18 protein-coding genes and 1 tRNA gene are annotated in these 21,956 nt (G+C 58.4%); 9 read left to right on the top strand and 10 right to left on the bottom strand.

Annotated elements, in window-relative coordinates; genetic code table 11:
* Positions 1-74: 74 nt before the first annotated feature.
* From rpsB to AB731_RS11445, 4 genes are all read right to left on the bottom strand, one after another.
* Positions 75-887, bottom strand: a complete 813-nt coding sequence (rpsB, locus tag AB731_RS11460) for a 30S ribosomal protein S2 (RefSeq protein WP_047094024.1) — start codon at positions 885-887, stop codon at positions 75-77.
* A gap of 496 nt (positions 888-1,383) precedes the next feature.
* On the bottom strand, positions 1,384-2,370 hold the full coding sequence (gene pssA, locus AB731_RS11455) for a CDP-diacylglycerol--serine O-phosphatidyltransferase (protein WP_064971826.1): 987 nt from the start codon (positions 2,368-2,370) through the stop codon (positions 1,384-1,386).
* Positions 2,367-3,119, bottom strand: a complete 753-nt coding sequence (locus AB731_RS11450) for a phosphatidylserine decarboxylase (RefSeq protein ID WP_047094025.1) — start codon at positions 3,117-3,119, stop codon at positions 2,367-2,369. Before AB731_RS11450 ends, pssA begins: the two co-directional genes overlap by 4 nt.
* A gap of 83 nt (positions 3,120-3,202) precedes the next feature.
* Positions 3,203-4,612, bottom strand: coding sequence for a helix-turn-helix domain-containing protein (locus tag AB731_RS11445; protein WP_407921647.1), 1,410 nt, complete (start codon positions 4,610-4,612; stop codon positions 3,203-3,205).
* 153 nt (positions 4,613-4,765) lie between these two features.
* Here AB731_RS11445 and AB731_RS11440 point away from each other — a divergent pair, with 153 nt between their 5' ends.
* The 8 genes from AB731_RS11440 to AB731_RS11410 all read left to right on the top strand — a co-directional run bounded on the left by AB731_RS11440 (position 4,766) and on the right by AB731_RS11410 (position 14,140).
* Entirely contained in the window at positions 4,766-6,361 is a 1,596-nt protein-coding gene (locus tag AB731_RS11440; protein ID WP_047094027.1) for an isocitrate lyase, read from the top strand.
* Positions 6,362-6,396: 35 nt separating this feature from the next.
* Complete coding sequence (locus AB731_RS14145) at positions 6,397-6,552, top strand: hypothetical protein (protein ID WP_162199476.1); 156 nt, start codon at positions 6,397-6,399, stop codon at positions 6,550-6,552.
* Complete coding sequence (locus tag AB731_RS11435; protein WP_082126468.1) at positions 6,549-8,705, top strand: malate synthase G; 2,157 nt, start codon at positions 6,549-6,551, stop codon at positions 8,703-8,705. Before AB731_RS14145 ends, AB731_RS11435 begins: the two co-directional genes overlap by 4 nt.
* A gap of 358 nt (positions 8,706-9,063) precedes the next feature.
* Complete coding sequence (locus AB731_RS11430) at positions 9,064-9,573, top strand: 2Fe-2S iron-sulfur cluster-binding protein (RefSeq protein ID WP_052769023.1); 510 nt, start codon at positions 9,064-9,066, stop codon at positions 9,571-9,573.
* Complete coding sequence (locus AB731_RS11425) at positions 9,570-10,556, top strand: FAD binding domain-containing protein (RefSeq protein WP_047094028.1); 987 nt, start codon at positions 9,570-9,572, stop codon at positions 10,554-10,556. Before AB731_RS11430 ends, AB731_RS11425 begins: the two co-directional genes overlap by 4 nt.
* Positions 10,553-12,742, top strand: a complete 2,190-nt coding sequence (locus tag AB731_RS11420; RefSeq protein ID WP_047094029.1) for a xanthine dehydrogenase family protein molybdopterin-binding subunit — start codon at positions 10,553-10,555, stop codon at positions 12,740-12,742. The genes AB731_RS11425 and AB731_RS11420 overlap by 4 nt, the downstream gene beginning before the upstream one ends.
* A complete protein-coding gene (locus AB731_RS11415; protein WP_047094030.1) occupies positions 12,739-13,593 on the top strand; it encodes an XdhC family protein in 855 nt (284 codons plus the stop codon). The genes AB731_RS11420 and AB731_RS11415 overlap by 4 nt, the downstream gene beginning before the upstream one ends.
* Positions 13,580-14,140 (top strand): nucleotidyltransferase family protein, encoded by a 561-nt coding sequence (locus AB731_RS11410; protein ID WP_162199480.1) that lies wholly within the window; start codon positions 13,580-13,582, stop codon positions 14,138-14,140. The genes AB731_RS11415 and AB731_RS11410 overlap by 14 nt, the downstream gene beginning before the upstream one ends.
* A gap of 318 nt (positions 14,141-14,458) precedes the next feature.
* On the opposite strand, the gene AB731_RS11400 is transcribed toward AB731_RS11410, so the two are convergent.
* Positions 14,459-14,544: transfer RNA gene (locus AB731_RS11400), tRNA-Tyr, on the bottom strand.
* 148 nt (positions 14,545-14,692) lie between these two features.
* Here AB731_RS11400 and rlmB point away from each other — a divergent pair.
* A complete protein-coding gene (gene rlmB, locus AB731_RS11395) occupies positions 14,693-15,481 on the top strand; it encodes a 23S rRNA (guanosine(2251)-2'-O)-methyltransferase RlmB (protein WP_047094258.1) in 789 nt (262 codons plus the stop codon).
* 93 nt (positions 15,482-15,574) lie between these two features.
* On the opposite strand, the gene AB731_RS11390 is transcribed toward rlmB, so the two are convergent.
* From AB731_RS11390 to AB731_RS11370, 5 genes are all read right to left on the bottom strand, one after another.
* On the bottom strand, positions 15,575-15,847 hold the full coding sequence (locus AB731_RS11390) for an HU family DNA-binding protein (RefSeq protein WP_047094033.1): 273 nt from the start codon (positions 15,845-15,847) through the stop codon (positions 15,575-15,577).
* 236 nt (positions 15,848-16,083) lie between these two features.
* Positions 16,084-18,474, bottom strand: coding sequence for an endopeptidase La (gene lon, locus AB731_RS11385; RefSeq protein WP_047094034.1), 2,391 nt, complete (start codon positions 18,472-18,474; stop codon positions 16,084-16,086).
* A gap of 206 nt (positions 18,475-18,680) precedes the next feature.
* A complete protein-coding gene (locus AB731_RS13710) occupies positions 18,681-19,598 on the bottom strand; it encodes an energy transducer TonB (RefSeq protein WP_052769024.1) in 918 nt (305 codons plus the stop codon).
* 76 nt (positions 19,599-19,674) lie between these two features.
* Complete coding sequence (locus AB731_RS11375) at positions 19,675-20,016, bottom strand: YbaB/EbfC family nucleoid-associated protein (RefSeq protein ID WP_047094035.1); 342 nt, start codon at positions 20,014-20,016, stop codon at positions 19,675-19,677.
* A 74-nt stretch (positions 20,017-20,090) separates the two neighbouring features.
* The gene (locus AB731_RS11370; protein WP_047094036.1) at positions 20,091-21,944 is read right to left on the bottom strand and encodes a DNA polymerase III subunit gamma/tau; all 1,854 of its coding nucleotides are present in this window, start codon (positions 21,942-21,944) and stop codon (positions 20,091-20,093) included.
* Between the last annotated feature and the right edge of the window lie 12 nt (positions 21,945-21,956).

The raw sequence follows: 21,956 nt of genomic DNA, 5'->3' as shown, positions 1-21,956 counted from the left end.
CTGGGATGAGGTCCGGCGCGATATAATGAAGTTGTGACGCGCGGTTGACTGGTCAACCGCGCGCATCACAAAGTTCAGGCGTCAGCCTTGGGGGCTTCAGCGGCTGGTGCTTCCGCTGCCGGTGCTGGTGCAGCTTCAACAGCTGCGGCTTCGGCAGGTGGTGCATCCATGGCGCCGATATCGGTACCGGAATCGACAACACCCTTTTCCTTGCCAGCGCGAACGGCATCGGCAATCGCATCGCAATAGAGACGAATTGCGCGGCTCGCATCGTCGTTACCGGGGATCGGGAAGGAAATGCCTTCAGGATCGACATTGGTGTCGAGCACAGCGACCACGGGAATGCCAAGAACGTTGGCTTCCTTGATGGCGAGGTCTTCCTTGTTTGCGTCGATCACGAACATCACGTCAGGCACACCGCCCATATCGCGAATACCGCCGAGCGAAAGCTCCAGCTTGTCCTTCTTGCGGGTCAGCTGAAGGATTTCCTTCTTGGTCAGACCGCTAGCGCCGCCAGAAAGCTTCTCTTCAAGCGACTTCAGTTCCTTGATCGAACCCGAAATCGTTTTCCAGTTGGTGAGCATGCCGCCCAGCCAGCGATGGTTGACGAAGTGCTGGCCGCAAGCGCGCGCAGCTTCAGCAATCGGCTCTTGCGCCTGACGCTTGGTGCCCACGAACAGAACCTTGCCGCCTGCACGGCTTGTCTGCTGAACGAAATCGAGAGCGCGCGCAAAAAGCGGCACGGTCTGCGACAGATCGATAATGTGGACACCGTTGCGGCTGCCGAAAATATACGGCTTCATCCGCGGGTTCCAGCGGTGGGTCTGGTGGCCGAAGTGTACGCCGGCCTCAATCAAATGCTGCATCGTGACGGTAGGACCCGCCATAAGTAATTCCTTCCGGTTATACCTCTGGATGGCGGGGAACCGGCCGCGACATTGTGGTCGCAGGCGGCACCGGTATGTGTGCCATCCATGTGAATTTGCCGAGCGGTCACCCCTGCGAGGATTCGAAGAAAGTCTCCCGGCGGACGCGCAGCTAGCGGAGGCGGAGCCAGAAAGCCAGTGCAAAGTTCTCGGATCGCCGTCGACATGACCTGAACATACCCGTCCGGCTAGGCAATCATAAGAACACAATGAGAACAAAGTACTTGACGCGGCGGAACATCAGTGGAACAAAAGGGTCACGGAAGGCGAAAACGGGAACCCGCTGGCGCTTTCTGAATTTATGCAGCGTTACCGCGCTACCTTACAAGGACGTTCAAGATGACACTGGCAATTGTGATTTCATGCTTCTTCGGCTTCGTCGCCGCAGTGTCGCTTGCGTCATGTCAATCGTCGTTGCGCAAGGCCTTTGGTCATTACCTCGCTATTCGGGCCGAACTTACAGCCTTGGATCGCTATGGTTCTTATCAGCGTCCAACAGTGATCTCTCCACTTCGTCGACCCCAAGAGGCTTTCGCTCGGGCGATACTGGGTTGAGCTTCGCACGCCGGGCCGTTTTCACCTTGGCATAGCGCATCAGGCCGAGCGGCATCATCGCAAGATAAACGATGCAAATCCCCGCCAGCGTCCACCACGGCTCGCTGAGCAATCCGGCCACGATCATGGCTATGCCCGCGATTGCCGCGATCCGTAGATCGCTTGAGGGACGGATCGAATTCCAGCTGAGTGTCGCGATATTGGAAATCATCAGAACCGCAATCACAACGGCCCAGATCGCCACCAGCCAAGGCTCCCTGATCGCTTCCCATTCGCCTTCACTGGCAAGCCACAGGAAAATCGGAAGAAATACCAACCCTGCCCCTACCGGCGCAGGGATGCCGGTCAGAAAGCCTGCGGATTTGTGCGGCTGCTCCTCAACATCAATCTGCGCATTGAAGCGCGCCAGTCGCAAAGCGCAGCAAATTGCAAAGCCCAACGCAGCGAACCACCCGAGGCGCTGCAGGTCCTGCAAGCTCCACAGAAACAGGACAATGGCAGGTGCCATGCCGAAACTGAGCGAATCGGCCAAACTATCCAGTTCTGCCCCGAAACGGGATTGCGCCTTGAGAAGCCGCGCAATGCGGCCATCCATGGCATCAAGCACGCCCGCGATCAGGATTGCGTACATGGTCTTTTCCCACTCGCCCTCGATCGCAAAGCGGATTCCCGTCAGGCCGCAGCATAGTGCGGCAGCGGTGATGGCATTCGGCGCCATAGCGCGCAGCGACAGGCCTTTTCCGCCCCTGGAGCGGGTTACGCGCTCATGCTCGCTCGCCTTGGGGCCAAGCCATGCAGGGCCAGGCGTTGCTGTCGCATCCTCGTCGAAATCGTGATCGTCATCGAAATCGCCATTACCGTTACCGTTGCCGGACTGATCCGCGCTCATTGATTTACGCCTTCCAGAAGGCCCTGCGAGCCAATTTCAGCCAACACCGTCTCACCCGCAATCACACGCTGACCCAACAGCACCTTGGGTTCGGTCCCAGCCGGCAAATATACATCGACCCTGCTGCCAAACCGGATCAGCCCGACCCTTTGTCCCGCTGCGACGATATCGCCCGGCTTGATAAACGGCACAATGCGCCGCGCAACAAGACCGGCGATTTGGGTAAACCCGATCCGCGTCCCGTCGGCCCGCTCCACCAGAATATGCTGCCGCTCGTTTTCTTCGCTCGCCTTATCAAGGTCAGCATTCATGAATGCACCGGGAATGTAGACAATCCGGCGAACAGTGCCGCCAATGGGGGAGCGATTGATGTGGACATCGAACACCGACATGAAGATCGATACACGCACAACGGGCTGTGTCCCCAGGCCCGGTCCGCCATCATCATCGCTGCCCTGCAATTCAATTGGCGGCGGAACCTGTGCAATCAGCGAAACCTGCCCATCCGCCGGAGAGATAATCAGGCGGTCTTCTTGCGGTACGACACGCTCAGGATCACGGAAAAAAGCAAACACGCCGCCCGACAACGCCAGCAGCGGCCAACCAAGCCACGCGGTTTCGAACAGCAGCAGAAACAGCAGGGCCACCCCTACCGCAATCATTCCAAACTTGCGGCCTTCGGGATGGATTGCGGGAAGTCCCCACTCTGCATCTCCGCGTCCGCGATTATCTCTTAGTTCACCGGCCATGACCGATACCTAGGCGCTGCTCCCCCTGCCCACAAGCGCGCTAATGGGCGCTAATAGTGGAAATTGGCTTCGCCTCGCCCGGATTACTCCATCGAAAAATCGAATGGCACACCGCTTTCTCGGAACCGCGCTGGCACGATCTCGCGGCCCACTGGCGGGGCCGAACGCGCAATACAACGCGGGCGGTGGCACATTCTGCAGGCGACACCGATAGGCGTCGGGTCGCCGCTTGCCACCACATCTCCATAGGTCAGTTTGTCCAGATGGGTTGCCGAACACGCAATAGCGACTGAACGTGTAACGCTTGGCACACCATAAGCGCCGCCACCGCCGCGCACAGTGCGCGCTATGGAGACGTAGCGTTCGCCATCGGGCAATTCGATCAACTGTGCATCGACGACTGCCGGTCGATCAAAAACCGTGTGCACGTTCCACAAGGGGCATCCTCCGCCATGCCGCGCCAAGGGGAAGCCCGCGCCGTCCAGCCGCTTGGAAACATTGCCAGCCCGGTCCACCCGGAGGAAGAAGAACGGCACGCCCTCTTCTCCGGGCCGCTGGAGCGTCGTGAGCCGGTGTGCCGCCTGCTCGAAACTTACGGCAAAGCGCGAACACAGCGCCTCCACATCATAGCGCGATTCTTCCGCTGCACGGGCGAAGGCGCGGTAGGGCATCAGCAGTGCGGCAGCCCAATAGGATTGCAGCGCGCGGCGCACCAAACGCTTGCCATCTTCACTGACCAGGCGGCTTTCGGCGACGAGTCCGGCAATCGGCTCTTCCTGTTCGAGAATGGCAATCTGCAGCGCGGCTTGAAATCGCCGCCCAGCCTGATCGATCCGCTCCGATATGTAGATGCGGCGGCGGTGATAATCATGCCAGCGTAGCGCGCCGCGCAGCAGGCCATCATCAGTCAACCGCAAATCGAGCTGGTGGTTTTCGGCCAGGTGATCCTTCATGGCGGCAAATGAATCGAGCGACTTGGCCAGCATGGCGGCACTATCGTCCAATGCCGGGAAACAGTTCCGGCGGGCAGCCAGAAAGGCGCGGGCTTCCCCGACAGGATCGCTGGCCCCGGCGCCGGCTTCTGAAATAACATCGCCACCTTCGCGCCGCTCCGCCAAGGCCAATTGCTCTTCACCGAAGGCTGTGTGAAGCCGCAGCAGCGCCTCTGCGATGCCAGGATAACTGGTGGCAATGTCTTCGATATCGAGCGGCTCAATAGCAATGTCCGCAAAAATCGGGTCGCGCAGCGCGCCCAGAAGGCGGGCCGAAGTCTCGTCTGCATCCTCGTCGGCCAGTTTACCGACATCGATGCGATAGGTGGACGCGAGCTTGATCAGCATTTCAGCAGTTACCGGGCGCTGGTTGCGCTCCATAAGAGCGATATAGCTGGACGATATGTCCAGATCGCTGGCCATATTCGCCTGCGTCAGGCCGAGGTCACGCCTAAGCTTCTTCAACCTTGGGCCGAGGTATAGAGCTTTTCCGGCCATAATCTGATCTCCTGCACAACAATCGCTGTTATCTTCATTACATCCTTACAAGCATTTCTTGTAAAGTTTGACAAGATGACACTTCGGAAAGCGACAGGGTGAATTTGCATAGTCATAAAGGCTTCCAGAACAACATTGTTTCCCCACGGAGCACACATGACCTATTTTGCCGAAATCCACCGCCAAACCGGTATCAAGCAGCGCGAGGGCGCAAATTGGCAGGGCATCGACCCTGAATTTGCCGCTCGTCTGCGTACCCAGAACCGCTTCCAGAGCGGTCTCGACATTGCGCGTTACACTGCGAAAATCATGCGCGAAGATATGGCAGGCTATGATCGTGACCCCGCTGCCTACACCCAGTCGCTGGGCTGCTGGCACGGATTTATTGGTCAGCAGAAGATGATTTCTATCAAGAAGCACTTCGGCACCACCAAGGGCAAATACCTTTATCTGTCGGGCTGGATGATCGCCGCGTTGCGCAGCGAATTTGGCCCATTGCCCGACCAATCCATGCACGAAAAGACGACAGTTCCTGCCTTGATCGAGGAACTTTACACTTTCCTGCGGCAGGCAGACGCCCGTGAGCTGGGCGGCCTGTTCCGCGAACTCGATAACGCCCGCGAGACCGGCGATGAAGCCGCAGCCGCGCAGGCGCAGAAGGCCATTGACGGCTACCAGACACATGTCGTGCCGATCATTGCCGATATCGACGCTGGTTTTGGCAATGCCGAGGCAACCTATCTGCTGGCCAAGAAGATGATCGAAGCTGGCGCCTGCGCGCTCCAGATCGAAAATCAGGTGTCCGACGAAAAACAGTGCGGTCACCAGGATGGTAAGGTCACCGTGCCGCATGAAGACTTTCTGCAGAAGATCCGCGCAATCCGTTACGCCTTCCTTGAACTTGGCGTGCCCGAAGGAATCATTGTTGCCCGGACCGACTCGCTTGGCGCAGGTCTGACCAAACAGATCGCTTTCAGCAAAGAGGCGGGCGACATTGGCGACCAGTACAATTCCTTCCTTGATTGCGAGGAGGTCGATACGGCTGACATCGGTACGGGAGAGGTATTGATCAGCCGAGAGGGCAGGCTTTTGAAGCCAAAACGCCTGCCCTCGAACCTGTTCCAGTTCCGCGCTGGCACCGGGGAAGATCGCTGCGTACTCGACTGCATTACCGCCTTGCAGAATGGCGCCGACTTGCTGTGGATCGAAACCGAGAAGCCGCATATCCAGCAAATCGCAGGAATGGTTGACCGTATCCGCGCCGTCGCGCCACATGCAAAGCTGGTCTACAACAACTCGCCCAGCTTCAACTGGACTCTTAACTTCCGCCAGCAAGTGTATGATGCATGGTCAGAAGAAGGCCGTGATGTGTCCCACTTCGAGCGGGATGCGCTGATGAGCCAGCACTATGATGACACACCGCTGGCCAAGGAAGCCGACGAACGTATCCGGACCTTCCAGGCCGACTCCGCGAAACGTGCAGGTATCTTCCACCACCTGATTACTCTGCCAACATATCACACGGCAGCGCTGAGTACGGACAATCTGGCCAAACGCTACTTCGGGGAGGAAGGAATGCTGGGCTACGTAAAGCAGGTTCAGCGAGAAGAAATCCGCCAGGGCATCGCCTGTGTGAAGCATCAGAACATGTCGGGATCCGACATCGGTGACGATCACAAGGAAGCCTTTGCCGGGGAAGCAGCACTCAAAGCTGGCGGCAAGCACAATACGATGAACCAGTTTGCGGCTTAATCAGACCCAAGACATCAACTGAAGGAGTAATGACAATGCCGACACCAACACTCGCTCGCCCCGTGTTCTCCAACGAGGACTTCGGCCTTATTCGCAACGCAATCGCTATCGCCATTCGCAATGGCGACGATACTGCCGAGACGCGCAAGCTGGTCAATCTGCACCACCGGCTGGGGCGGTTCGCACGATGACGGAAGCGGCCCTGGCAGAGCTCGACCGTGCTGACGTCGGTGCGGAAAAAGACGTTTGTTATCAGCAGCACGCGCAATTGCGCGTAGCGGCTGAACTGGCTTCTTTTGTCGAGGACGAGGTGCTTCCGGGCACTGGACTCGCGCCTGCAAAATTCTGGCAGGGCCTTGCATCCCTTACCGATACTTTTGTGCCGCGTGGCCGCGACCTGCTCGAAAAGCGGGCTGTTTTGCAGGGCGCGATTGACGAATGGCACAGATGCCATCCCGATACCGCCAGCGGCGCTCCTGTGCCCTTCCTGCGTGAAATCGGATATCTTGTGCCAGAGCCGGAAGGCTTCACCATCGGCACGCAGAATGTCGATAAAGAAATCGCACAAATCGCAGGGCCGCAACTGGTTGTGCCAGTACTGAATGCGCGTTTCCTGCTTAATGCGATTAATGCGCGCTGGGGCAGCCTGTATGATGCTTTTTACGGCACCGATGCAATGGACGGCGAGGCACCACCCACCGGCGATTATGACACCGCGCGCGGCGCGCAGGTTGTTTCGCGCGCAAAGGCCTTTCTGGATGACGCAGTCCCACTAAAAAGTGGCAAATGGGCGGACTGGACAGGCGGCATCCCTCCTCTAGCTAATCCTGACCAATTTTTGGGCACGACAGGCGAAAACCTGATCCTGGTCAACAACGGACTCCACATCGAAATTGTTATCGATGCTGACCACCCAATTGGTCGCACCGACCCTGCGAGTATCGCAGACATCCGGCTGGAAGCGGCGCTATCCACCATCGTCGACCTGGAAGATTCTGTCGCCGCCGTCGATGCGGCTGACAAGGTTGCAGCCTATCGCAACTGGCTGGGCGCCATGCGCGGCGACCTGGAGGCGAGCTTTACCAAAGACGGCGAGCATTTGACGCGCCGCGCCAAATCTGACCGCACTTTCATTGATATGGAGGGTAACGCGTGTGCTCTGCGCACCCGCAGCCTGCTGTTGGTGCGCAATGTCGGTCATTTAATGACCACGCCCGCAATCATTCTGCCCGACGAAAGCGAAATACCCGAAGGCTTGCTCGATGCCGCGATCACTGTTGCGATAGGCATGCACGATCTGCGCAGACTCGGCCGGTTACAGAACAGCCTTGCCGGCAGCATATATGTCGTCAAACCCAAGATGCACGGACCGGAAGAATGCTCTTTTACCAATGATATATTTAACGCAGTTGAGGAAATGCTTGGGCTCCCTCAAAACACGGTGAAAGTAGGTGTGATGGACGAAGAGCGGCGCACAAGTGCCAATCTTGCCGCCTGCATTCACGCGGTAAGAGACCGCATTTTCTTCATTAACACCGGTTTTCTGGATCGCACTGGCGATGAAATCCACACCTCCATGCTCGCAGGCCCGATGCTGCCCAAGGCAGAAATCAAACAGGCTGCATGGATCACTGCCTATGAAGATCGCAACGTACAGATCGGACTTGCCTGCGGCTTTGCTGGCCGCGCGCAGATCGGCAAGGGTATGTGGGCTGCGCCTGACAAAATGCACCAGATGCTGACCGAGAAAGCCAGTCACCCCGCCAGCGGCGCCAGCACGGCGTGGGTGCCCTCGCCTACCGCTGCCGTTCTCCACGCGGCCCACTACCACCGCTGCCAGGTGGCAGAACGCCAGCAGGAACGCAGCCGCGAACCCATTGCCTCACTCGACAAGCTGCTGACCGTCCCGCTGGCAACCGACACAAGCTGGTCTGCCGAACACATCCGCGAGGAATTGCGCAACAATGTGCAGGGCATTCTGGGGTATATGGTGCGCTGGATCGATCACGGGATCGGTTGTTCCAAAGTGCCCGATATCCACGATGTTGGCCTGATGGAAGACCGCGCGACCTTGCGCATCTCAAGCCAGCATATTGCAAACTGGCTACAGCACGGAATTGTCACCCGGCTTGATATTGATGAGGCGTTGCATGAAATGGCGGCCATTGTCGATGCCCAGAACGCGGGCGATCCGTCCTATCAACCCATGTCCAGCAACCCGCGTAGCTCCATCGCGCTCGCTGCAGCGCGGGAGTTGATTATTACCGGAACGCACCAGCCATCTGGCTACACCGAGCCGGTTTTGCACCGGGCAAGAGCACGCGCCAAGGCGGCGATGGGCTAAGTGGAACCTGGATGAACTGCCGGATAGATTGTGGCGCGAGTTGCAAGTATCCGGCGGATTTCTGCCACTTACCAAGCCTGCGGATGCGAATTATGCGCAGGATTGCCCCAGCGGTCCTGCCTCCTACTCCTCCATACATCGCCCTGGCACATTCCTGTGCGTATCTCTTGGTGATGGAATGATGCGTTTGGTATTGGCCATAGCGCAGTCGAACGTCCGATAGTTATCATCGCCGAGCGAGCGACTGGAGAGCTTGGCTTTCCGAACAGCCTGCCAATCATGTTATTGAGCATCCGACCAATATTCTCTGGACACCTAATCGACCATTGAGAGTTGAAAGGGATAAGGAGGCCCCAACTTGACCCAATCGATTTCCGTAAACGGTGCGCAGCACCCCATTCCGAATGACCCCCGCGTTACGCTGCTGGATTTCCTCAGGCACGATGCAGGACTGACCGGAACAAAAAAAGGCTGCGACCATGGTCAATGCGGTGCCTGTACCGTGATCGTGAACGGCATTCGGATCAACAGTTGCCTGACGCTCGCTGCGATGCATGACGGCGACAGTGTTACAACGATCGAAGGGATCGGGACCACCGACAATCCATCCGCCCTCCAGCGCGCGTTTATGGAGCATGACGGATTTCAGTGCGGCTATTGCACGCCGGGGCAAATCTGCTCCGCAACTGCGATGTTCGAAGAGCTGGCGAATAACTGGCCAAGTGATGCAAGCGGACAGCTTGAAGGCAAGATCGAGATTACCGGAGAGGAAATTCGCGAGCGGATGAGCGGCAATCTATGCCGCTGCGGTGCCTATGCAAACATAGTCGCAGCCATTCAGGCAGTCGCGACGGAGAAGGGATCATGAGGCCGTTTCAATACAACCGGGCGCGTTCCCTGGCCGATGCATCGGGAATCATTAGCGATAAAGGCGCGCTGGCAATTGCAGGCGGTACAAACCTTCTGGATCTGATGAAGTTGCAGGTCGAAATTCCTGAACAGCTGGCTGACATCAATCATCTGGGCATGGCAGAGATCGCAGACACTGAAGACGGCGGATTGCGGATTGGCGCGCTTGCCACCAACACCGCAGCGGCAGTCCACCCGCGCGTGAGATCAGACTACCCTGTGCTGGCCCGCGCTATCCTGGCAGGGGCGACGCAGCAGCTGCGCAACAAGGCGACAACGGGCGGGAATCTGTGCCAGCGCACGCGCTGCTTCTATTTTACGAACGTCGACCAACCTTGCAACAAGCGCGAACCGGGTAGCGGCTGCGGTGCGATAGATGGCATCGCCAAGCTGCATGCAGTGCTGGGAACAAGCGACCAATGTATCGCCACCTATCCTGGTGACATGGCAGTGGCGATGAGTGCGCTAGGTGCGGTCGTACATATCGCGCATGAGGACGGGGAAGAGCGCACAGTCCCCGTAGCCGATTTTCATTGCCTGCCCGGCGATACGCCGTGGCGCGAAAATGTGCTTGAACCCGGGGAAATCATCACTGCCGTTTCGCTGCCTGCCAAGGTGGCAGGCACCCAGATATACCGCAAGGTGCGTGAGCGATCTTCCTATGCGTTTGCTCTCGTTTCCATTGCCGCTATCGTCGAGATAAAGAACGGCCTGTTCTCCAGGGCAGACCTTGCCTTCGGCGGTCTGGCTCACAAACCCTGGCATGACCCGCGCATCGCCGACGTTCTGATCGGCCAGGTACCATCCGAGAAACTCTTTGACGAAGCGGCTGATATTCTTCTGAGCGGAGCGCAGGGCTTTGGAGAGAACGATTTCAAAATCCCGCTCACGCGCCGGACCCTCCACGCCGTCCTGGCACAAGCAGTGGAGCAAGCGGCATGAGCGCACATCTCAAGCAGGACGAGCCTGATACCAGCAACCGGCTCGATAATATGAGGCAGGGCGTGCTCGGCAAGCCACTATCGCGCATCGACGGCTTGGCCAAGGTGACAGGCACTGCCACCTATTCCGCTGAATATTCTCCGGAAAACTGCGCGGAAGGCGTGCTTGTCACCGCCACGATTACGCGCGGGGTGGTGACCCGGATCGACAAGGACAGCGTGCTGTCCATGCCCGGCGTTATCTCAGTAATCGATGACGCGCGGCTAACGACGCGGGCCGCCCAAGGCACGGCAGACGAAGCTCCGCAGCAATCCCCCCGAACGGTGTGCTACTGGGGTCAGCCGATCGCATTGGTTGTGGCCGAGACTTTCGAACAGGCGCGCGACGCTGCAAAGCATTTGAAGGTCATATACCGCGAGAACGAAGCAGCACCGGTTTCGCCCGATTTAGTCGAACCCAAAGAGCATGAAGACGAGACCGTTCGGCAGGGCGACCTCGCAAGGGCGATGTCTGATGCTGCCCATAGCGTCGATATCGCTTACACGACAAAGGGCCATGCTTCTGCTGCAATGGAACCGCATGCTGCGGTTGCCGAATGGGATGGCAAGAAACTGACCGTGCATGCGTCGCTTCAGATGCTCAACTTCAATATTACGGAACTTGCCGATGCGCTTGATATGGATGAAGACAAGCTCCGGCTTGTCTCGCGGTTCGTAGGCGGCGGGTTCGGGTCAAAGCTTGGCGTAAGCGAAGAAACTGTGGCCGCATCGCTTGCGGCAATGGAGCTTGAACGGCCGGTCCGCGTAGTGATGTCACGGCAGCAGGTTTTTCAATGCGTCATGCGCCGCTCGGAAACGACCCAGCGCTTGCGCCTTGCTGCAGACAAGGACGGCAAGCTGACCGGTTTTGGCCACCAAGCACTGGTGTCCAACCTGCCTGGTGAAACCTTCGCCGAGCCAGTCTTGCAGTCGTCACATTTCTTGTATGCTGCAGAAAGCCGCGAGCTGAAACTTAACGTCGCCCGCATTCACCAGATGACAGCAGGTTCGGTTCGTGCGCCTGGAGAGGCAGTAGGTATGCCAGCGCTGGAAGGAGCGATGGATGTTCTTGCGGAAAAGATCGGGATTGACCCGGTGGAGCTGCGGCTCATCAACATTCCCGAGGAAGATCCAGAACAGGGACTGCCATTTTCTTCCCACAAGCTTGCGGAGTGCCTCAAACAAGGTGCTGAAGCATTTGGCTGGGATAGCGGCCACCGTGAGCCCCGCGTGAAGCGTGAGGGAGAATGGTGGGTAGGCACCGGCATGGCTAGCGCTGCACGGGTGCATAATGTCTCCGAAGCGAAAGCCCGCGTCACCTTGAAGCCCGACGGAACATGTCTGGTGGAAACCGACATGACCGATATCGGAACCGGGACCTACACGATCCTGGCGCAGATCGCCGGAGAAATGCTCGGACTCGAAATCGACAAAGTGCTGGTCGATTTGGGCGATTCGCAGCACCCCAGAGGCCCCGGTTCAGGGGGAAGCTGGGGCGCCGCTTCCATCGGCTCTGCAGTTTATGTGGGGTGCAAGGCTATACGAGAGGAGCTGGCCACCCGCGCCGGCACTTCCGAAGCCGAGCTTGAACTGGCCGAGGGCCGCGTAGTCGGAGGGCAAACCTTGACCGCATTGCTGGACGGAGACGAAATTTCGGAAGAAGGCCATTACGAACCCGGCGACATCAAAGACGACTACACCGCTTCCGGCTTCGGAGCCTTCTTTGCACAGGTCCGCGTGAATCATTTCACTGGTGAAACCCGGATCGACCGCATGCTTGGCGCGTTCGGCTTTGGCCGCGTTTTGAACCCCAAGACTGCACGTTCGCAATGTTTGGGCGGCATTACCTGGAGCATCGGGGTTGCCTTGACCGAGGCGCTGGAATTTGATCCTCGCGACGGACACCTAGTGAATTGTGACCTCGCCGAATATCACGTCCCTGTTCACCGGGACTTACCAGAACTGGAGGTTGTACTGGTGGACGAACGTGATCCTGCTGCAAGTCCGATTCAGGCCAAAGGTATTGGCGAACTGGGCATGTGCGGCGGTGCAGCCGCGATTGCCAATGCGATTTACAATGCATGCGGCGCGCGCCTGTTTGAATATCCCATGACACCGGACAGGGTGCTGGCGGCCATGCCTGAATGACACTGGTCGAAGGCCTGTTCCGAATTTGCGGGGATGAAGATCACGCGGCCCTGTATGCCGCGTGTGACGCTGGCGTGGGACTTTGCACGATCGTTGGTATCGATGGCAGTTTCTCACGGCGCCTGGGCGCACAGCTTGCCATATTGCCGGATGGCTCGGTGGTCGGAAGCCTTGCGGACGGCTGCCTGGAAGCACAGTTAGCTTCCGACATCCGCGAAGCTGCGGCGCCGAAAGTGGTTCGTTACGGACAGGGTTCAACAAATATCGATTTCCGCCTTCCGTGCGGCGGCGGCCTGGACATTCTTCTCGACCCGCAGCCGGATCGTGAAGCTTGCCGGCAGGTTTTCAATTCACTGGAGGATCGCCGTCCCGTATCGCTCGTGCTGCCCGCGCCATCGCTTCTTGCTGAACGAAAATATCTTCCGCAATTGAAAATAGCTGCGCTGGGCGAAGGGCCGGAGCTGGAAGCTTTCGAAAGGCTGGGTGAAGCCGCTGGCGCAAGCATCGAAATCCATTCCACAGATACAATGTCATTGAGCGAGTGCCCGAAAACGGGCGTGCTTGACCAATGGACAGCTGTGTTACTCCTGTTTCACGATCACGAGTGGGAGCGAGCCATACTTGAAGATGCCCTGAAAAGTGACGCATTTTACGTAGGGGCGCAGGGAGGCGAAAACGCGCGCATCGCCCGCTTCGCGTCGCTCACTTCAAGCGGTATTTCCGAGACGGATATTGCGCGAGTTCGAAGCCCCGTCGGACTGATCCCCGGCTGTAAGACGCCTTCGGCGCTGGCACTTTCGGCGCTGGCTGAAATTGTAGGCGAATATGAGCGTATGCGTGCCAGAAATTGATTCAAATACCGGTATCATCCTACTCGCGGCCGGCCGGGGAAGACGTTTTGGCCGTGATAAATTGCAGGAGGTCTATGGCGATCAACCGCTGTGGATCTGGGCCGCCAAAGCAGCCGAAGACGCAGGCTTTACCAGGAGATATATCGTACGCGCGGCTCATTCTCCGGCGCAATTGCGCGACGGATGGCAGGAAGTCATCAATCCCGACGCGCACCAAGGCATGGGCACCTCCATCGCTGCCGGGGTCAAAGCAGCACGAACGTGTTCGCGCCTTGTGCTGGCGCTTGCGGATATGCCGCTTGTAGAACCCTCACACCTCGCCAGGCTCGCGCTTGGAAGCGGAACGATATTCACCAGTTACGGCGACGCAAAAACGGGTAGCCCTGCCGCTTTCCCGGCGAGTGTCTTTAGCGAGCTACGCAGCCTTGCAGGAGAGGCCGGGGCCAAAACCCTGGCCCTTGCGAATGTCACTGTAATTGAACCCCGCTATCATGCATCCTTGGGTGACGTCGATACGGCAGAAGATCTGGCAAAACTCTGTCCCTGACGACTCGTATTCAATGCGGCACGAGGTTTCTGCCAGATTGAACGCGTCAACCCTCCAACGCCTGCCCTGGCGCGCCCGGGAACGCCATCCCGGCGCCCTTACGCCGGAGGGCCAAGGCCAAATGCCAGTAGAAAGCGATATGAGGCATTCCCTTGCGCCAGTATCTGAGCACCGCGATCTTCCGATTGCGAAGCTGGCGAGCGGTTTCGGGGATGTCCTGCCTTATCACGTGAGGACCGTGCCGATGGCGGCAGCGATAATACCGTTCGCTCCCTGGGATTTTCAGGGCATCTCGGGGAATGATGCGAGCAACGGCGGTGGTGGACAGGGCTGGATTCGAACCAGCGTACGCTTGCGCGGGCAGATTTACAGTCTGCTGCCTTTAACCACTCGGCCACCTGTCCACACCGGTGCCGCAATGTGGGCTTTTGGGCCCACGATACGAGGTGTCTAAAAAAGCCACCTTCCAGCCGAGAGGCGCCGCTTTGGCGAAGCACTGCTTGCCTGTCAATGGGGCTGCTGGCAGTAGCGCGCCAGAGAAAGGCACAAACTATGGCCAAGGTTGGCAAAAAGAACCTGCGCGGACGCGCCGGACGTATGCAGGGCGGACGCGGTTCAGGCCGTGCAACCAAGGGAACTGTACGCCTGTGGGGCCGTCACGCGGTGGAAGCTGCGCTGATGAATCCGCGCCGTCAGCACCGCAAATTGTGGGCAACTTTGGATGGAATCGATTCGCTTTCAGGTGAATTGCCACCAGGTTTCCCGTTGGAACGCGCTGAAGTGGCAGACCTTGCCCGGCTTGTGGCAAAGGATGCACCGCATCAGGGCCTGGTACTGGAATGTGAGGCCCTGCCTGATTTGCACCTGGCCGATGTGCTGGACGCCGAAGCAACGCGCCCGATCGTCGTACTGGATCAGGTGACCGATCCCCACAATGTTGGTGCCCTGCTGCGCTCTGCCGCTGCATTCAATGCTGCGGCGATTGTAACGCAGGATCGCCATGCCCCGCCCGAAAGCGGTGTGATTGCAAAATCTGCCTCTGGCGCATTGGAAATCGTGCCGTGGGTCCGCGTGGTCAATCTGGCGCGCGCGCTGGAGGAAATGGCGGAGGCTGGATATTGGCGAATCGGACTTGCCGGAGAAGCAGATGCAACCTTTGCAGAGGCCCTGCCTGCCGGACCGGTGGCGCTGGTGCTCGGCGCCGAAGGCGAAGGCATGCGCCACAATGTCGCGCAGCACTGCGATGCCCTTGCGAAACTGCCGATCAGTTCGGAAATGGAAAGCCTGAACGTCTCCAACGCCGGTGCGATCGCGCTCTACGCCATCGCGACACGGGCGTAACGCTGCAACAAGAAAGGGCCGCTCCAGTGGAACGGCCCTTCTCTATGTCCGAGGGCGATCCAGCCGCCGGACATCCCCCCGTACGCAAGTGAATTAGTTGACTGCGTCCTTCAGGCCTTTGCCCGCCTTGAACTTTGGCTGGGTCGAAGCCTTGATAGCCATCGGCTCACCGGTACGCGGATTGCGGCCAGTAGAAGCCTTGCGCTTGGCGCAGGAGAATGTGCCGAAACCGACCAGGCGCACTTCATCGCCCTTCGAAAGCGTGCCGGTAATTGTTTCGAACACAGCTTCCACAGCTTTTGTCGCGTCGTTGCGCGAAAGGCCGCTTGAGTCGGCGACCGCTCCGATCAGTTCGTTCTTATTCATATTAAGGAAGACCCCCTCACGTGAAGTGATTGGCCGCGAATTTGAATCACAGCGCGATTGGTGGGAATTGAGCGAGTTTTCCCGGCGCTGTCAAAGGCATTCCCGCACAGCACGACGTTTTTTCCGTTGAAGCGCCAAAAACATGCGTCCGTCATACCAGTTGCAGCCCCTGACGGGGGAATTTCCGAAAGATCGCTGCTGGACGGCGAATCACTCGCCAAGTCCGGCAACCCGATTCAATGTGCAGTCGTAGCAGCCGAAGCGCCTGACGCCTGATTGTGCGGCTGGCTGGCGAGATCATCCGCTTCGGTCCATTCGATAGGGGCAGGTATGGCGGTAAGCGCCTTTTCCAGCACCTGATCGACATGGCTGACAGGAATGATCGTCAGCCCTTCCTTCACATTGTCAGGAATTTCCGCGAGATCCTTCTCGTTCTCCTCCGGAATCAGCACCGTCTTGATGCCACCACGCAGAGCCGCGAGCAGTTTTTCTTTCAGGCCGCCGATAGGCAGCACGCGGCCACGCAATGTGACTTCGCCTGTCATCGCCACGTCGGGACGCACGGCAATTCCTGTCAGGGTGGACACGATCGACGTAACCATGCCGATGCCCGCACTCGGTCCGTCCTTGGGCACAGCGCCTTCGGGCAAGTGGATGTGGACATTCTTGCGCTGGAAGATGCTCGGCTTGATACCGTAGGCAGGAGCACGCGCCTTCACGAAGCTGAAGGCAGCGGCGATAGATTCGTTCATCACTTCGCCCAGCTTGCCTGTGGTTTTCACTTCACCCTTGCCCGGTGTCGTCACGCTTTCAATGGTGAGCAATTCGCCGCCAACAGATGTCCATGCGAGGCCGGTGACTGCGCCGACCTGCGGCTCTTCTTCGGACATGCCGTGCTTGAACTTGCGCACCCCGGCAAAGTCACCAAGGTTATCGGGAGTGATGGTGACGCTCGCGGTTTTCTTTTCGAGAATTTGGCGCAAGGATTTGCGCGCAAGATTGGCAATCTCACGTTCCAGCGTCCGCACGCCGGCCTCACGCGTGTAGTACCGGATAAGATCGCGCAGGCCATCTTCGGTCAGCTCGAACTCACCGTCCTTCAGGCCGTGGTCGCTCACAACCTTGGAGATCAAGTGACGCTTGGCGATCTCGACCTTTTCGTCCTCGGTATAGCCTTCCAGACGGATGATCTCCATCCGGTCCAGCAGCGGCTGAGGCAGGTTCAGGCTGTTGGCTGTGGTGACGAACATGATGTCCGACAGATCGATATCCAGCTCCAGATAATGGTCCTGGAACTTGCTGTTCTGTTCCGGGTCCAGCACTTCGAGCAGCGCCGACGCCGGATCACCGCGGAAATCCTGACCAAGCTTGTCGATCTCATCGAGCAGGAACAACGGATTGCTGGTGCCTGCCTTCTTCAGATTGGACACGATCTTGCCCGGCAGAGAGCCAATGTAGGTACGGCGGTGGCCGCGAATTTCGGCCTCATCCCGCACGCCGCCAAGGCTCTGGCGAATAAATTCCCGGCCGGTGGCGCGGGCGATAGATTTGCCAAGGCTGGTCTTGCCGACACCTGGAGGACCGACGAGGCACAGGATCGGCCCCTTCAGCTTGTTCGTGCGCGCCTGCACGGCAAGATATTCGATGATCCGGTCCTTGACCTTCTCGAGCGCATAATGATCCGCGTCGAGCACTTCCTGCGCCTTAGCGATATCTTTCTTGATCTTGCTTTTCTTGCCCCACGGCAGGCCCAGCAGCACATCAAGATAATTGCGCACAACTGTCGCCTCGGCGCTCATGGGCTGCATGCCCTTCAGTTTTTTCAGCTCGCTTTCAGCCTTGGCCCTGGCTTCCTTGGACAGCTTGGTTTCGGCGATCTGCTTGGCCAGTTCCACCAGCTCGTCAACATCGCCATCTTCGCCGCCCAGCTCGCTCTGGATCGCCTTCATCTGTTCGTTGAGGTAATATTCGCGCTGGGTCTTTTCCATCTGCCGCTTCACGCGGCCGCGGATCTTGCGTTCGACCTGCTGCACGGAAAGCTCGCTCTCCATAGCGGAAAATACCATTTCCAACCGCTTCATTGCATCAGTTTCAGCAAGCAAAAGCTGCTTTGAATCGACCTTTGCGGTCAAGCTGGCGGCGATTGCATCGGCCAGCTGGCCTGCATCCTCGATATCGGCCAGTTCGCTTTCGATATCCTCTGGCAGCTTCTTGTTCGTGCGCGCATAATCCGCAAACTGGTCAAGCGCGCTGCGCATCATGGCGGCAACTTCCGTGCCGCTGGCGGTCGTTTCAACAAGCGCGGCGGTCTGGGCGAGATAGAAATCACCATCAAGCCGCATTTCGCTCATCTTCGCACGCGACTTCCCCTCAACCAGCACGCGCACGGTGCCATCGGGCAATTTCAGCATTTGCTGCACCTGGGCAATCGTGCCGATGTCGTAAAGATCCTCGCGCTCAGGATCGTCCGTTGCCGGATCAGTCTGCGCGACGAGGAAGATATCGCGATCCGCCTCCATCGCGGCCTCCAGCGCCGCAACCGACTTGTCGCGCCCGACAAACAGCGGGACGACCATGCCGGGAAAGACGACAATGTCGCGAAGGGGGAGAAGGGGGTAGGCGTTCATATCAATTTCCGTTGCTGTGCGGCGCTCCAAACAGGGCCGCTATGGCTTTAACGGGAATATGGGGGCGCACCCGCAAAGCTGCAACGGGTGCGAACGGTTAGGTGTGGATTGGGAGCACCTGCCTGTCAGATGATCGACCTGACGAGACCTTGTGCAAGGAAATGTCCTTGAGCCTTCCTTCAGCCTTGCCAGTCTTCACGGACGGATCAGTTAAGAGCGTAAAGAATGCTGGTGGTCCAATAACTTTTGATTGGGTTTCCTTCGGCATCAAGCGCCGGATCGAACCGGGCGTTACGCGTCAAGCTACGGCATGCTGTTTCTACAAACACAGGATCGCCAACCTCTGACTGGGCGACGCATTCTTCAACCCTGCCCTCTAGGTTCACTATAAGTCGGACTTGCAAAGCAGCCTGCTCACTGCGCTGCAGCGCTGCGGAAGGATAATCTTCCACAATTCGCTGGACCCATCGCCGATAGCCGCGCGGCTGTACCGGACGGGACAGAGTGCGATGAGCTTCCAAATCGATTCCCCAAGACGCCACGAGATCGTCCAGACACCCCCTCATCACCTGCATAGGTGCACCAAGCGAGCCGCTTTGCAGGCTAACGGGCTGCTCAAATGCACCTGTGATACTGATCGCATTGATTAGCGCCTCGCGATCGGACATTTCTTCTGGGGTGAGAGGTGCCGGGGAATCATCACTGCCGAAGCCATCGTAATTACCCTCTCCCGAAGTGTTTGCTTCGGTCTGGTAAATACTCCCTCCGAAGGATGCACCCTGCCCGCCATCGGCTGTTGTCAAAGTGTAGGGGGACGTCGAATACAGGACATCCGTGTCCGGGTGGAGCGTGTAGCGCATTTCCTCGCTGCCGCTCCGCAGCTCATTGCTATAAACCGTGAAGCGGACGTAGCCGCCTGGAGCAAACTGGCGCATCTCAAGAAACACGCTTTGCTCTTCGGTGCCGAAAATACGGCGCAGGCCGCAGCTCTCTGCTGCCATATCCACATTCCAAGGGCTGGCAGCAGGCAAGACAAGCGCGTCTTCCTGCGCGGAGACTGGATTGGATAAAGCGAGCACGAGAAATATGTGAGAAGGAAGCACCGCCCAGAGACTATTCTTCATTACGAGGTTTCCGTGATGGTAGATACAAGGCCATCAAGTTACCGCGCCTTAAGTCTTTAATCCAGAGGGATTTTTCTCACCCCATGCCGGGCAGGTTGAACCCCGGTGGCAGGCCAAGGCCCTGCTGCATTTCCGCCATATGTTCACCCGCCTTGCGGTCGGCCTTGTCGCGCGCGTCGTTGAATGCGGCGGTCACCAGGTCTTCCAGGATCTGCTTTTCTTCGGTCTTGATCAGGCTTTCGTCAATATCCACGCGGATAATGCGGCCACGTGCGCTGGCCCGCACTTTCACCAATCCGCCGCCAGCGGTGCCTTCGACTTCAATGTTGTCGAGCTGGACCTGCGCATCCTGCATCTGCTGCTGGATCTTACTCGCCGCTTCCTGCGCGGCTTTCATCATTTCTTCCATGTTCTGCATAGTGGTGATCCTTTTGTGATTGTCCGCTCGTTCGATCTGAACTTGCCACCAAGCTCAGGACGAATGGCAAGATTTCAAGCCCTTCGGCTCCAGTCTTCGGTCCCGCGCGCGGGTTCGGTGCTTTCAACCATTTGCGCATCGGGAAATGCATCGAATGTTGCGGCAACCAGCGGGTGATTGCGGATACGCTCTGCCTCCGCCTTCTTTACTGCTTCTGCCGCCTCGTAGAATGTCGGCGCTCCTTCGCCATTGCTGCGCACGACTTCCCAGCGCCCACCGATGATTTCCTGCAATCCCTGGCGAACTTGCTTGGCGATATCATCGTCATAGCCATGCGGCTGCGTATATTCGAGCCGGCCGGGCACCAGCGAGATAACCCGAATTTGCGCTTTCAGCAGGCCGGCGAAAGACAGCGAGCCGGGCGCACCGGAATTTTCTATCCGGTCGACCAGATCGCCCCACGCCAGCGCTGCACTGGGCGCACCGCCGCCCGTTGCGCCGCCTGTAGTGCCAGTGGCAGCGGCGCCGCTCATCGCGGCATCTTTCAGCTGTTTTGCCAGCTTGCCAGGATCGGGCATGTCGGCCGCATGCAGCACGCGCAGCAGTGCCATTTGCGCCGAAACCAGCGGATCAGGCGCGGTCTTCACCTCGTCATGGCCCTTAAGCAGCAATTGCCACAGGCGGTGGACTTGCCCGGCGGACAAACGTTCTGCCCATTCACCAATCGCCGTTCGCTCTTCTTCCGACGGCGCATCGACTTCACCGATCTGCCCGACGGCTACCCGGTGCGTGAATTCCATCAGCGACCGAATCAACGCGAGTGGCTCCACCCCAAGCGCATATTGATCGGCAATCGCATCGAGCAGCTTTTGCGGTTCGCCTTCCAGCAAATATTGGAACAGTCGGCGCTGCGCCCCGCGATCAGCCAGGCCAAGCATGTCGCGCACCTTGGCGGCGCGGACCATGGTTTCGGCATCGTTGCCATCCATGTCGGCATGGGCAATCGCCTGATCGAGGATGGACAGACCATCACGTACAGAGCCTTCGGCCGCCGCCGCGATCATCGCCAGCGCTTCATCCTCTGCGCCAACGCCTTCTTCTGCGCAGATATAGGCGAAGTGCTTGTGCAGCAAATCAGCCGGAATACGCCGCAGATCAAATCGCTGTGTACGGCTGAGGACGGTGACGGGCAGCTTTTCGACTTCGGTGGTGGCGAACAGGAATTTCACATGCTCCGGCGGTTCTTCCAGCGTCTTCAGCAAGCCATTGAAAGCTGCCTTGGACAGCATGTGAACTTCATCAATGATGTAGATTTTAAAGCGCGCGCTGACTGTGGCGTAGCGGACCGCCTCGATAATTTCGCGGATGTCATCGATGCCGGTGTGGCTGGCGGCGTCCATTTCGATCACGTCGATATGGCGGCCCTCTGCGATGGCCGTACATGGCTCGCACTGGCCGCAGGGATCGATAGTCGGCCCACCCTGCCCATCTGGACCGATGCAATTGAGTGCCTTGGCGATCAACCGCGCGGTAGAGGTTTTGCCAACTCCGCGAACGCCGGTCATCAGGAAGGCATGGGCCAGCCGGTCGCGCTCGATCGCATTGCCGAGTGTGCGCACCATCGGTTCCTGCCCGATCAGCTGGCTGAAGGTTTGCGGGCGGTATTTGCGCGCGAGAACGCGGTATGGCTGCGCCGGATCAGCGGCTTTTGGCGCAGCCGTCGGCGGCGTGGTTGGCGCAGCTGGATTGGATTCTAAAACAGTTTCAGCAACTGGTTCAGGCTCCGGCATTGGCGCGGCATCGCCAAACATGGAATTCTGGCCAGCGGCCTCCAACTCGGCAGCGGAGGGCTTTGCCTCTTCCTGCTGGCGCTCAGGCCCATCATCCGCCCATGGCGGTGTATCCGGGTTGTCCGGGGAATCACTCATGAAAATGAGACT

This window comes from Aurantiacibacter marinus, from assembly GCF_001021555.1.
Taxonomy (GTDB): Bacteria; Pseudomonadota; Alphaproteobacteria; order Sphingomonadales; family Sphingomonadaceae; genus Alteraurantiacibacter; species Alteraurantiacibacter marinus.
The sequence above is the reverse complement of the archived record's forward strand: the minus strand, read 5'-3'. Positions and strand labels throughout refer to the sequence as shown.